Source organism: Acinetobacter sp. WU_MDCI_Abxd143, assembly GCF_025514195.1.
GTDB classification, from domain to species: Bacteria; Pseudomonadota; Gammaproteobacteria; order Pseudomonadales; family Moraxellaceae; genus Acinetobacter; species Acinetobacter pittii_H.
Genome location: NZ_JAHPTH010000008.1, coordinates 87,463 through 100,546 on the forward strand (window position 1 = coordinate 87,463; position 13,084 = coordinate 100,546).

Genomic DNA, 13,084 nt, shown 5'->3' on the forward strand with positions numbered 1-13,084 from the left:
ATTTTTATACGCGTTCAATAATGGTGGCGATACCCATCCCACCGCCAACACAGAGGGTCGCTAAACCGCGCTTTTTATCTTGTCGTTCAAGCTCATCAAGTAAAGTACCTAAAATCATGGCACCTGTTGCACCTAATGGATGACCTAAAGCAATCGCACCACCATTTACGTTGACTTTTTCAGTAGGGACATTGAGCTCATTAATAAAACGCATAACAACTGCTGCAAATGCCTCGTTGACTTCAAATAGGTCAATATCATCAATCGTGAGGCCAGCTTTTTCTAAAGCTTTACGTGCAGCAGGCGCAGGGCCAGTCAGCATAATGGTTGGGTCGGTACCAACTAATGCAGTCGCCAAAACTTTAGCGCGTGGTTTTAAGTTTTGTTCTTTTACCGCTTTTTCAGAAGCTAATAAAACTACAGCTGCTCCATCGACAATGCCTGATGAGTTACCTGCATGGTGAACATGATTGATTTTTTGTGCTTCTGGATATTTTTGTAAAGCGACTGCATCAAAGCCCATTTGGCCCATCATTTCAAAACTTGGGTTGAGCTTTGCTAGGCCTTCGAGTGTGGTATTGCCTTTAATAAATTCATCTTTCTCTAAAATCACCACACCTGAGTGATCTTTTACTGGTACGACTGAGTGATTGAAATAACCATTTGATTGAGCTGCTGCCGCTTTTTGTTGTGACTTTACAGCAAAATTATCAACATCTTCACGGCTATAGCCATCTAGGGTTGCAATGAGGTCAGCGCCGATACCTTGTGGAACAAATGATGACTTAAGATTTGTTTCTGGATCTAGAGCCCATGGTCCGCCATCGGAACCCATTGGAATGCGTGACATTGATTCAACGCCACCAGCAACTACTAAATCTTCCCAACCAGAGCGGACTTTCATGGCTGCCATGTTGACTGCTTCTAAACCTGATGCACAAAAGCGATTGATTTGCACCCCAGCAACATCATCATTCCAACCTGCTGCAATCGCTGCAGTTTTGGCAATATCACCACCTTGATCGCCAATTGGTGTTACACACCCCAAAACAATGTCATCGACTTTAGAGGTATCGAGTTGATGGCGATGTTGTAATTCATTTAATAAGGTGGTCAGTAATGTAATTGGTTTTACTTCGTAAAGAGAGCCATCTTTTTTTCCTTTTCCGCGTGGGGTGCGAATGGCATCAATAATATAAGCCTCGCTCATAACAGTTCCTTTTTTATTACTTAAACTTTGTTGTGTTTTGAGTGTACTGGTTTTAAAAGGCAACGCAATGACGATAAGCGCACCAGTCAGGTGATGATTTTTGCCAATAGAAATACAAAAAAGCCCAAGTTGAACTTGGGCTAAATGTGAAACTTAAATAGATTTGAGAATTAGTGATAACCATGTAGCTGGCGATATAAGCCAGGGGTTACACCCGTCCACTTTTTAAATGCACGGTGGAATGTACTGGTTTCACTAAACCCAACTTGTTGAGCAACATCTTCAAGCGTTAACTCAGGGTTGAGTAACAAGTGAATTGCAGCATCTCGGCGTAAAGCATCTTTTACGCCTTGATAGCTTTTACCTTCGGCAGCCAAGCGGCGGCGTAAGGTTTGAGGAGATAAATATAACATTGATGCAACGTCATTAAGCGTTGGCATTTCTTCACCAATTTGGCTTTTGAGTACTTCACGAATACGAGAAGTTAGCGAGTTGGTGTTTTTGAATTTCACTAAAAGCTGAGCAGGAGCTGCTTTTAAGAATTCTTCTAGCGTTTTTTCATCTTGGCGGATTGGTAAATCAAGATAATCAGCTGCAAAGGTAATTTCAGTACGTGGTGCATCAAACTGCATGACTGGTGCAAAAAATAATGCATCATATTCATCTGCATGTGCAGGACGTGGATAGCTAAAATGAACGCGCTCTAATGGCAAACGACGTTCAATCAACCATGATGCTAGACCGTGCCAAATCATGAGCATACTTTCAGTAATGAAATGGTCTGGATCTAAAGTTTTCGGAATGAGAGGAACTAGACGTGCTTCATGTTTGTCACGCTCTAGAGTTACAGACCATTCATCGCCAAATAGTTTGTAGAATTGAGATGACAGTTCAAGGGCTTGGCCCAATGTTTTTGCGTGAATAATCAACTGACACATAATGGCAAAAGTGCCCAGACGACGCGGTTGTACGTCAAATCCAACGTGTTCATCCTGTGTGACCATCCACAACATTTTTATAAATCGAGTGTATTGTTCTGGTGAGATTCGAGCTTTAGGTTGACGTAATAATTCCGCTTCAATACCCACATGTGAAAGGAGCATTTCAACATCCATGCCAAGGCGTTTTACGCCTGTCAAAGCCGCATTCACGAAGTGGATGCTAATCGTATCGCGACTCATATTGAATCCTTCAGTCTCTTTGATGTTCACTTTAAATTGACCTAAATGACCGTCTAAAAAAATAAATTGGCGATTTACAACAGAGTAAAAGCACTTTTTACATGTTAAATTGCCGAAATGATCAAGGTAAATGGCTGAACATGACATTGTTTTAGAATATTTGCTTAACTAATATAAAAGAAAATTCGAATAATAGTGGTTAAAAATACGATGACGACAGCATTAAATGGACTTAAAGTTCTCGATTTCTCGACGCTCTTACCAGGACCTTTTGCCACAATGTATTTAGCCGATATGGGGGCAGAAGTCATCCATATCGAATCTCCATCACGTCCTGATTTAATCCGAATCATGCCGCCATACGCAAATGGTCAAGCAACAGCACATAGTTATCTAAACCGAAATAAACAGTCGATTGTTCTGGATTTAAAGGATAAGGCGAGTATTGATCTAATTAAAGCCAAAATTTCTGAGTTTGATATTGTCATAGAGCAGTTCCGACCTGATGTCATGCGCCGTCTCGGACTAGACTACGCGACACTTGCCGAAATTAACCCGCGTCTCATTTATTGTTCAATTACAGGATATGGACAAACAGGAAGCTATAAAGACAGGGCTGGGCATGACATTAACTATTTAGCTTTAGCTGGTATTGCTGGATATAGCGGCCGACAAGACAGTGGTCCGCCACCGCTCGGTATTCAGGTTGCAGACATTGCAGGTGGTTCACTTCATGCTGTCATTGCGATTTTAGCTGCGGTCGTCGAACGCGGACGTAGTGGAATGGGACAATATATTGATATTTCTATGACCGATTGTGTTGCTAGCCTAAATAGTATGGCGGCATCCGCCACACTTGCTGCACAGGTTGAACAGGCACCTGAGCATGGCATGCTCAATGGTGGCATTTTCTATGACTATTATATGACTCAAGATGGCCGTTATTTTTCAATAGGTAGTCTTGAGCCACAATTTATGTCTGGTTTATCAGTGGCGCTTGATTTGCCTTTATTATTACAAAAAGGTGCTTCCTTAGATGTAGAAGACAGACAGGAAGTTAAACAAGCCATTCAAGAGAAAATCAAAACGAAATCATTTAAAGAATGGCATGAAATTTTTGCAAATCTTGATGTGTGTGTAGAACCTGTTTTAAGCTTAACAGAGTCCTTAAACTCGCCTTTAGCACAAGAACGTGGATGGATTGTGGATGTACCTTTGCAAAATAATGCGACGGTTACAGAACCACAATTGGCTTGTCCAATTAAGTTTTCAAGATCGGAAATGAGATATTCCTTTATTGGTCAAAAACTTGGTGAAGGGCAGTGGTAAACAGCTGAGGCCATTTTTCATACAATGTGTATTAAGATTATTATTAGATTAATCAATTGATTAACATTTTGAATAATTTCTTTACATAAAATTAGCGTACCCTTAATAAACAAAGACATAAAAGGTATGTAAACATGAAAACACATAAATCCTTGATGGCTTCCTGTTTATCCGTTTTATCAATTACTCTTTTTATACAGCATGCACAAGCTGCTGCTGCATTCGACCCAAATAGTCCTTGGATGTTGGGTGATTGGAACGGTCAACGCACCGCGTTACAAGCACAAGGTTATGATTTTTCTTTTGGATATACCGGCGAATATGCCGGTATTTTAGATTCAAAAAATACATCTACGCATGGTAGTGCTTATACGGGGCAACTGGCATTAGGAACTCATTTTGACCTAAATAAAATTTTAGGTTGGCAAGATACTGAAGCTCAAATCACATTAACATATCGTGATGGACAGTCCCTTTCTGAACATTCACCAGCTTTAGCAGGGCACTTAAGCTCGGTACAAGAAGTGTGGGGGCGTGAGCAAACTTGGCGTTTAACCGATTTATGGATTAAGAAAAAATTCATGGATCAAAAATTAGACGTTAAAGTCGGTCGTTTTGGTGAAGGTGAAGACTTTAACAGTTTTGACTGTGATTTCCAGAATTTAGCGCTTTGTGGTTCGCAAGTCGGTAACTGGGTGGGTGATCAGTGGTATAACTGGCCGGTTAGCCAATGGGCAATGCGTGTTAAATATAACTTGCAACCTGACTTATATACTCAAGTTGGTGTATATGAATATAATCCAGAAAATCTGGAGCGAGGCAAAGGTTTTAACTTAAGTACTGATGGTTCTCACGGTGCAATTATTCCTGCCGAAGTGGTTTGGTCACCTAAATTAGGTGCTCAAAGTATGGCGGGTGAATACCGTTTAGGTTATTACTACAGCACCGCTGATGCCAAAGAAATTGCAGATGAAACCAAAAACTCTCATAAACAAGGTGTTTGGATAACTGCAAAACAAAAATTATTCCAGCCTGCTGATCAAACAGATCGCGGTTTAACAGGTTTTGTGAACCTGACTTTCCACGACTCTGATACCAACAAAATTGATAACATGCAAAATGTAGGCTTGGTCTATAAAGGTTTGCTCAATCAACGTCCTCAAGATGAATTGGCACTCGGTGTTGCTCGTATCCATATCAATGATGATTGGAACGATGTTCAAACTAAAGAATATGACACCGAATACAATACCGAGCTTTACTACGGTATTCATGCCACTAACTGGTTAACTATTCGTCCAAATGTGCAATATGTTCGTCATGTTGGCGCATTAAAAAATGGTGATAACACTTGGGTTGGCGGTATTAAATTCTCAACTGCATTCTAAGCGTAATTACTCCGAAAAACGGATTGTCGAGGGCTAACTCATTAATTGAATTATCCTGACCTTCCGTTTTTTCTTGATGCCTGAATTTGTTTTAGATGTATTGGTGATGCCATTTTTCTATAAGATTCTTGGCACATCTTTCCTATAAAAATGATGATTGATAAGAGGTGGTTTATGAATCAACCTACTTCAAGATCAGGTTTAACGACTTTTACCGTAATTATTATTGGGTTACTGGCGTTATTCCTGTTAATTGGAGGTATTTGGCTCGCTACACTAGGCGGTTCAATTTACTACATTATAGCTGGAGTATTACTCCTCATTGTTGCATGGCAACTTTACAAGCGTGCTTCTACTGCTTTGTGGGTTTATGCTGCATTAATGCTAGGAACTATTATCTGGAGTGTCTGGGAAGTTGGAACAGACTTTTGGGCGCTTGCACCACGTTTAGATATTTTAGGTATTCTTGGTTTATGGTTATTGGTTCCGGCTGTAACTCGTGGAATCAACAACCTTGGATCAAGTAAGGTTGCCTTATCTTCAACTTTAGCAATTGCAATCGTGTTGATGGTTTATTCTATCTTCAATGATCCGCAAGAAATTAATGGTGAAATCAAAACACCTCAACCAGAAACAGCTCAAGCCGTGCCTGGTGTTGCTGAAAGTGATTGGCCAGCTTATGGTCGTACTCAAGCAGGTGTGCGTTATTCTCCATTGAAACAGATCAATGATCAAAACGTAAAAGACTTGAAAGTTGCTTGGACTTTACGTACTGGCGATCTTAAGACAGATAACGACTCTGGCGAAACGACTAATCAGGTTACACCGATTAAAATCGGTAATAACATGTTTATCTGTACAGCTCACCAGCAGTTAATTGCGATTGATCCTGCTACAGGTAAAGAAAAATGGCGTTTTGATCCGAAACTTAAAACGGATAAATCGTTCCAGCATTTAACTTGTCGTGGTGTGATGTACTACGATGCAAACAATACAACTGAATTTGCAACGAGTCTTCAAAGCAAGAAATCTAGCTCTACACAATGTCCACGTAAGGTATTTGTACCAGTCAACGATGGTCGTTTAGTGGCTGTAAATGCTGACACTGGTAAAGCATGTACTGACTTTGGTCAAAATGGTGAAGTGAACTTGCAAGAGTTCATGCCATATGCGTATCCAGGCGGTTACAACCCGACATCTCCTGGTATCGTGACTGGTTCAACTGTCGTGATTGCAGGTTCTGTAACAGATAACTACTCAAATAAAGAGCCATCTGGTGTGATTCGTGGATATGACGTTAACACTGGTAAACTTCTTTGGGTATTTGATACTGGCGCAGCAGATCCAAATGCGATGCCGGGCGAAGGTACTACTTTTGTTCATAACTCACCAAACGCGTGGGCACCTTTAGCATACGATGCAAAACTTGATATCGTTTATGTACCAACAGGTGTAGGTACACCAGACATCTGGGGTGGTGACCGTACCGAGCTGAAAGAGCGTTATGCAAACTCAATGTTAGCGATTAATGCTTCTACTGGTAAATTAGTGTGGAACTTCCAGACAACCCATCATGATTTATGGGATATGGACGTACCATCACAACCATCTTTAGCCGATATCAAAAACAAAGCTGGCCAAACTGTTCCTGCAATCTATGTATTGACGAAAACAGGTAATGCCTTTGTGCTTGATCGCCGTAATGGTCAACCGATTGTTCCTGTAACTGAGAAACCAGTTCCACAAACAGTTAAACGTGGACCACAAACTAAAGGTGAGTTCTATTCAAAAACTCAGCCATTCTCTGACTTGAACTTGGCACCACAAGATAAATTGACTGATAAAGACATGTGGGGTGCCACTATGCTTGATCAGCTCATGTGTCGTGTATCTTTCAAACGTCTAAATTACGATGGTATTTATACGCCACCATCTGAAAACGGTACTTTAGTTTTCCCTGGTAACTTGGGTGTGTTTGAATGGGGCGGTATGTCAGTTAATCCTGATCGTCAGGTTGCTGTAATGAACCCGATTGGTCTGCCATTCGTAAGTCGTTTAATTCCTGCTGATCCAAACCGTGCACAAACTGCAAAAGGTGCAGGAACTGAGCAGGGCGTACAACCGATGTACGGCGTACCGTATGGTGTTGAAATTAGCGCATTCTTATCTCCGCTTGGTTTACCTTGTAAACAACCGGCTTGGGGCTATGTAGCTGGCGTTGATTTGAAAACTCATGAAGTGGTATGGAAAAAACGTATTGGTACAATTCGTGACAGCTTGCCGAACTTGTTCCAGTTACCAGCTGTGAAAATTGGTGTGCCTGGTTTAGGTGGTTCAATTTCTACTGCCGGTAATGTTATGTTTGTTGGTGCAACTCAAGATAACTACTTACGTGCGTTTAACGTCACGAATGGTAAGAAACTTTGGGAAGCGCGTTTACCAGCAGGTGGACAAGCAACACCAATGACTTATGAAATCAATGGTAAGCAATATGTTGTAATCATGGCTGGTGGTCATGGTTCATTTGGTACGAAAATGGGCGACTATTTAGTGGCTTATGCTTTACCAGATAACAAATAAAAAGCTTTTATAGAAAGGGCCTGGATTTATCCGGGCTTTTTTATGTCGATTTATATTAAAGCTTATCAATAAAACCGCTATTAAATATGCAAAAAAAGCATTTTATTGATGAATAAAAGCTCGCTATGCTATCCGCCTTAATAATGAATCTACTAGCCATACGCCATGTATTTATATACCGATTTCGACCAGCAGCTGGTTAATGAACGAGTTGCTCAGTTCCGTGATCAAACAGAACGCTATTTAGCTGGCAAACTTTCTGAAGATGAATATCGTCCATTACGTTTGCAAAATGGTTTATATGTGCAACGTTATGCGCCTATGCTGCGTATAGCTGTGCCGTATGGCTTAATGAATTCTAAACAATTACGTAAAGTTGCCGAAGTTTCAACTGCTTATGACCGTGGTTATGCACATGTATCTACGCGTCAAAACATTCAATTAAACTGGCCTGCACTTGAAGATGTGCCAGACATTTTGGCTGAACTTGCAACTGTACAAATGCATGCCATTCAAACCAGTGGTAACTGTATTCGTAACACGACAACTGACCAATATGCAGGTGTGGTTGCTGGTGAAATTGCAGACCCACGTCCAACATGTGAGTTGATTCGTCAGTGGAGTACATTCCACCCAGAATTTGCATTCTTGCCACGTAAGTTCAAAATTGCTGTTTCTGCACTTGAAGAAAAAGATCGTGCGGCAACTGCATTCCACGATATTGGTGTTTATATCGTGCGTAATGAAGCGGGTGAAATTGGCTACAAAATTATGGCTGGTGGTGGTTTAGGCCGTACCCCAATCATTGGTAGCGTTATCCGCGAGTTTTTACCACGTGAAGATTTAATTGCTTACTTAGAAGCGGTTTTACGTGTTTATAACTTGCATGGTCGTCGTGATAACAAATATAAAGCGCGTATCAAAATTCTAGTTAAGGCATTAACTCCTGAAGTGTTTGCACAAAAAGTTGAAGCTGAATTCGAACATATACGTGAAGCATTGAAGATTCAGCCAGAAATCTTGAAAAAACTGGATGAAGAATTCACACCATTTGACTATCAAGATTTAGCAGATGAAGACTTCACAGGTTTATTTGCTGAGCATCCAAAATTCAAACAGTGGTTTAATATCAACACACATGCGCATAAAGTGAAGGGCTATCGTATTGTTACGATTTCTTTAAAACGTGCAGGTATTGCACCAGGTGATATGACCACCGAAGAAATGAATTTTATTGCAGACCTTGCTGATAAATATACATTCGGTGAACTTCGCACGACTCATGAACAAAACATTGCTTTGGCAGATGTACCCCAAAAGGATTTGTTTGATGTATGGCAAGCGCTTGAACAACAAAATATGGCGCGTGCACATATTGGTTTTATTACCGATATCATTAGTTGCCCGGGCGGTGATTTCTGTTCGCTTGCAAATGCAAAATCAATTCCAATTGCTGAAGCGATTACACGTCGTTTTGATGACTTAGACAAAGTTTATGATCTTGGTCATTTAGATCTAAATATTTCTGGTTGTATGAATGCTTGTGGTCATCACCACGTAGGTAACATCGGTATTTTAGGTGTAGATAAGAAAGGCGCTGAATTCTACCAAATTACATTAGGTGGTAATTCTGATCATGATGCATCAATCGGTGACATCTTAGGGCCATCATTTGCAGCAGATGCTGTGCCTGATGTCATTGAAGAAGTATTAAATACTTATCTTGATTTGCGTACTGAAGGTGAGCGTTTTGTTGATACATATCGCCGTGTAGGAATTCAACCATTTAAGGAGCGTGCATATGCTTAATACAGCTCTACCAGTGCTTTATAAAGATGGCACGATTGCAGATAATACTTATCAAATCATTGCTGAAGATGGTGTTATTCCCCAAGGTGATGTTGTGGTCACAACAGCTCAATTGGATCAATTAGCTAACGTTCAAGGCAAAAAAGCTTTGTATGTAACTGTAAATGATTCACCTGAAGAGCACACATTTCCATTAAGTGAACTTGATGCAATCTTCATTGAGTTTGCAGGCTTTGGTGATGGTCGTGGTTATTCATTCGCTGCACTATTGCGTCGCCAAGGTTTCCAAGGTGAATTGCGTGCAACTGGTGATGTGTTTAAGGATGTCTTAAACTACTTAAAACGTTCAGGTTTTGATAGTTTTGTGATTAAAGAAGGTAAAGATGTGCAAGAAGCGGCAGCTGGTTTGCAAGACTTTACCAACCCATATCAAGCTTCAACAGCCGTACCGCAAGCAAGTTATCAAACTGGTGCTTAAATAGTTTTTAAATATAAAGGCTGAACTCAGGTTCAGCTTTTTTTATGAATAATTTTTAAATGACTCAACTGAAGAACAAAAATGTTTGGTTTAATTTCAAAAATAAATCCTGGTGCTTGGTGGCTACTTTTTGCTATTGCGACAGATGTACTCTCAACATTTTATTCTGCTAAGGGGAATGGCTTAGTCAATAAAACAGCGCAGGGCATTGCTCTGGTTTTGTATATTATTTCTTTTGCATGCGCTGCTATTGCTTTGAAATATATGCAAGCTGGAATCTTATATGTGCTTTGGTCTGGGATAGGTGTATTAGCAACAGCTTTTTTGGCAAAGATTTTTCTTGGTCAGAATATTGATATGGCAGGATGGGTGGGAATTGGTTTTATTACTGTAGGTCTAATGATTATTGCGCAATATTCCAATATCGATGTTTAAAGCCCTTATAGAAATAGTAAGTATCTCTATAAGGGCTAAATATTGAAAATATTAGGTGTCAAGCTGACAGTTAATCATCCACTTTATACCGAACTGATCGGTAAAAGCACCGTACAATGCACCCCAGAACGTTTTTTCTAAAGGCATTTCAATTTGACCATTAATAGATAAAGCATCAAAAAGTTGTTTTGCTTTTTCTTGCTCATCTTTTTCGAGATTGATCGAAATGTAGTGATTATTTCCTTGGGTAAAAACGCTGTTAGGGGCACAGAACTGATCATTTGTATCTGAGGCCATAAGCACAGTGTATTCATTAATTGGTAGAGACACATGCAGAACTAGATTTTTGTCAGCTTCAGATAGAGTCACGCCCTCGGTAGGTGGCATATCACCATATCGGCTTAACATACCGAATTCACCGCCAAATACTGACTTATAAAAATTAAAAGCTTGCTCTGCCTGACCTTGGAAATTGAGATAGTGATTGAGTTGCATTGTTATTGTCCATTATTGTTTTCGTTTAAAGGAATAAGTTAAAACTTAAAAGTGATTTTGTGGGTCATTTTTTGTAGTTTTTTCATAAAAAATCCCACCGAAGTGGGATTTAAAAATAATGAATCTGGATTAAATGAGTTCAATTGCAACCGCTGTTGCCTCACCACCACCGATACAGAGTGCAGCAATACCTTTTTTACCGCCAGTACGTTTGAGTGCGTGAATAAGAGTAAGAATAATACGAGAACCCGTAGAACCTACTGGATGACCTAGGGCGCAAGCACCACCATTGATATTCACTTTCTCAGCATCAAGTTTGAAATCATCAATTGGACACATTGTAACCATAGCAAAAGCTTCGTTAATTTCCCAAAGATCGACGTCTTGAGCATTCCATCCCGCTTTTTTAAGAACTTTTTCAATAGCACCAACTGGAGCGATCGTAAATTCTGAAGGATGCTGAGAGTTTGACGCTGTCGCGATAATTTTCGCAAGTGGTTGTAAACCGCGCTGTGCTGCAACTTCACATGAAGTTAATACTAATGCAGACGCACCATCCGAAATAGAACTTGCATTCGCCGCGGTAATTGTACCGTCTTTTGCAAAAGCTGGTTTGAGTGAAGGAATTTTATCAATTTTAGCATTTAAAGGTTGTTCATCCTGATCAACAACGACGTCACCTTTACGACTAGGTACGGTAACTGGAACGATTTCATCTTTAAAATAGCCTTCAGTAATTGCTGTTTGAGCACGTTTCAAAGAGCGAATCGCAAAGTCATCCATTTGTTCACGTGTATAGCCACGAGTATTGGCCATATCTTGAGCAAACGAACCCATTAAACGCCCCGTTTCAGCATCTTCAAGCCCGTCAAAGAACATATGATCTTTAATTTCACCATGGCCCATACGGTAGCCAGCTCGTGCTTTTGGTAAAACATAAGGTGCATTTGTCATAGACTCCATACCGCCAGCAACAACAACTTCAGCACTACCTGCTTTAATCATATCAGCGGCTTGCATAACAGCTTTCATGCCAGAGCCACACAGCTTGTTAATCGTTACGGCACCTGTAGAGTCCGGTAAACCAGCTTTACGCATTGCTTGACGAGCAGGGCCTTGTTTTAAACCAGCAGGAAGAACACAGCCCATAATAACTTCTTCGACATCAGTAGGCTGTAAACCTGCTCGTGCGATAGCTTCTTTAATCGTTACAGCACCTAATTCAGGCGCTGTAAGTCCTGATAGTGATCCTTGAAAACCACCCATGGCAGTACGAGCACCATTCACAATTACGATGTCAGTCATTGTTGTAATCTCCGATTGTTCTTAATCTCAAAATAAGAAATGTTTAAAACCTAGGCAGTATATTGCAAAAATTAAAGAGAGATATCTTCTGCATTAGACTGTAGAGTTCTAACAATTTTTAATGTCTTCTAAACGCGTGTGTCCCATTTTGCTGAGGACTAATTTAAAGTTTTTAAGCTGATTATAAGAACAATAAGTAAAAGTACCGTTAGATTCACGTGGGAGGCCTGTGTCGCCCTGAAATACAATACTATTTAGATTTTTTCCAAACTTTTGAAATTTTAAAGAACCATAGTGATGGTCAAGTTCAACATTGGATAATATTTCCTCATTATTTTCTCTTTGTAGATTCTGATTTATGTCTACAAAACTTATAAGGCTTGTATCCCAGTTACTATTACAAATAGACAAATCAACACTTGGGCAAAGTACGACATTTTTATGTCGTAGAATTGCGTCGTATTTGGCTTTTTGTATATGAATTGTGAGTAGTCGAGACGAATTTTTTAATTCTACAGAAGCCATAAATTGATGGTATAAAGGTAGCGCTATAGTGACCATAATCATAAAAATTGCGAGCGTTATTATGAATTCCACCAACGTGAAACCGGGAGATTTAAACATTAAAATTCCTTAATATATGAAGAAATATTTTGATTTTATGCTTTCTATCAATGATTTATAATGATTTTTATAGTGAGGAAACACAAAATTAAATAAAGGTTATCAGGATGCTAGAATACTGGTAAAATCACCGTAAGCGAAAGAAAGAAGTTGTTCATATTTGCTAGTTGAGTGAAAAATTACCGAATTACAACGGAAATTGTAAGTAATTTTGTCAATAATTTACTTGATTAAAATTATCAAGCACTTG

11 protein-coding genes are annotated in these 13,084 nt (G+C 39.8%); 6 read left to right on the plus strand and 5 right to left on the minus strand.

Annotation, left to right across the window (positions count from 1 at the left end; translation table 11 throughout):
- Positions 1-4: 4 nt before the first annotated feature.
- Positions 5-1,210 carry an acetyl-CoA C-acetyltransferase gene (locus KTI79_RS14150; protein ID WP_086265205.1) on the minus strand — a complete coding sequence of 402 codons (1,206 nt, stop codon included), beginning with the start codon at positions 1,208-1,210 and terminating at the stop codon, positions 5-7.
- A 170-nt stretch (positions 1,211-1,380) separates the two neighbouring features.
- Entirely contained in the window at positions 1,381-2,391 is a 1,011-nt protein-coding gene (locus KTI79_RS14155; protein ID WP_002116561.1) for an AraC family transcriptional regulator, read from the minus strand.
- Positions 2,392-2,601: 210 nt separating this feature from the next.
- Here KTI79_RS14155 and KTI79_RS14160 point away from each other — a divergent pair, with 210 nt between their 5' ends.
- The 6 genes from KTI79_RS14160 (at position 2,602) to KTI79_RS14185 (ending at position 10,410) form a co-directional block, all read left to right on the plus strand.
- Complete coding sequence (locus tag KTI79_RS14160; protein ID WP_086265204.1) at positions 2,602-3,720, plus strand: CaiB/BaiF CoA transferase family protein; 1,119 nt, start codon at positions 2,602-2,604, stop codon at positions 3,718-3,720.
- 155 nt (positions 3,721-3,875) lie between these two features.
- A complete protein-coding gene (locus tag KTI79_RS14165) occupies positions 3,876-5,108 on the plus strand; it encodes a carbohydrate porin (RefSeq protein WP_086265246.1) in 1,233 nt (410 codons plus the stop codon).
- Between the two features lie 174 nt (positions 5,109-5,282).
- Positions 5,283-7,688 carry a glucose/quinate/shikimate family membrane-bound PQQ-dependent dehydrogenase gene (locus tag KTI79_RS14170; RefSeq protein WP_017400275.1) on the plus strand — a complete coding sequence of 802 codons (2,406 nt, stop codon included), beginning with the start codon at positions 5,283-5,285 and terminating at the stop codon, positions 7,686-7,688.
- A gap of 165 nt (positions 7,689-7,853) precedes the next feature.
- Positions 7,854-9,497, plus strand: coding sequence for a nitrite/sulfite reductase (locus tag KTI79_RS14175; RefSeq protein ID WP_086265203.1), 1,644 nt, complete (start codon positions 7,854-7,856; stop codon positions 9,495-9,497).
- Positions 9,490-9,975 carry a DUF934 domain-containing protein gene (locus KTI79_RS14180; RefSeq protein WP_002116122.1) on the plus strand — a complete coding sequence of 162 codons (486 nt, stop codon included), beginning with the start codon at positions 9,490-9,492 and terminating at the stop codon, positions 9,973-9,975. The genes KTI79_RS14175 and KTI79_RS14180 overlap by 8 nt, the downstream gene beginning before the upstream one ends.
- A gap of 81 nt (positions 9,976-10,056) precedes the next feature.
- Positions 10,057-10,410, plus strand: a complete 354-nt coding sequence (locus KTI79_RS14185; RefSeq protein ID WP_086265202.1) for a DMT family transporter — start codon at positions 10,057-10,059, stop codon at positions 10,408-10,410.
- 51 nt (positions 10,411-10,461) lie between these two features.
- Here KTI79_RS14185 and KTI79_RS14190 read toward each other — a convergent pair whose 3' ends face one another.
- The 3 genes from KTI79_RS14190 to KTI79_RS14200 all read right to left on the minus strand — a co-directional run bounded on the left by KTI79_RS14190 (position 10,462) and on the right by KTI79_RS14200 (position 12,834).
- On the minus strand, positions 10,462-10,905 hold the full coding sequence (locus KTI79_RS14190) for a VOC family protein (RefSeq protein WP_086265201.1): 444 nt from the start codon (positions 10,903-10,905) through the stop codon (positions 10,462-10,464).
- A gap of 129 nt (positions 10,906-11,034) precedes the next feature.
- Entirely contained in the window at positions 11,035-12,210 is a 1,176-nt protein-coding gene (locus KTI79_RS14195) for a thiolase family protein (protein ID WP_086265200.1), read from the minus strand.
- Between the two features lie 108 nt (positions 12,211-12,318).
- Positions 12,319-12,834, minus strand: coding sequence for a GspH/FimT family pseudopilin (locus tag KTI79_RS14200; protein WP_086265199.1), 516 nt, complete (start codon positions 12,832-12,834; stop codon positions 12,319-12,321).
- Positions 12,835-13,084: the final 250 nt, after the last annotated feature.